2 protein-coding genes are annotated in these 366 nt (G+C 38.3%); both read left to right on the top strand.

Annotated elements, in window-relative coordinates; genetic code table 11:
- A partial coding sequence (locus tag C1E99_RS15310; RefSeq protein ID WP_238146244.1) for a hypothetical protein occupies positions 1-222 on the top strand: 222 nt, incomplete at its 5' end.
- Positions 198-366, top strand: a 169-nt coding sequence (locus C1E99_RS12535; protein ID WP_161951208.1) for a PTS glucose/sucrose transporter subunit IIB, incomplete at its 3' end; no start/stop codon positions are given. The genes C1E99_RS15310 and C1E99_RS12535, both read left to right, overlap by 25 nt.

Here is a 366-nt window from a genome sequence, read left to right on the forward strand (position 1 = left end):
AAAAAGTCAAAAAAACTCCAGAAAACGCTTGCAAAAAATTTTGCAATGTGTTATTATAATCTCAACAAAAGGATTGTTACTGGTAAGCAGGCAAAACCTAAATATATACAAGATACTCTTTTTGGCTTGGGTCAAGAGGTAGTGTTTGGTATATGTTTAGGTTTTTCTGTTTTTCCAGAAAAGAAAGGAGCCGGAAAATGGCAAAGGATTATACAGATTTAGCTACAGATATAGTAGCTCATGTCGGAGGAAAAGAAAACATCAGCAGTCTCAAGCACTGTGTGACTCGTCTTCGTTTTGGTCTCAAGGATGAGAGCAAGGCAGATACAGACTACTTGAAGGCGCGTGATGGTGTTGTGACAGTTG

The sequence above is a fragment of the Streptococcus suis genome (assembly GCF_002964045.1).
Taxonomy (GTDB): domain Bacteria; phylum Bacillota; class Bacilli; order Lactobacillales; family Streptococcaceae; genus Streptococcus; species Streptococcus suis_U.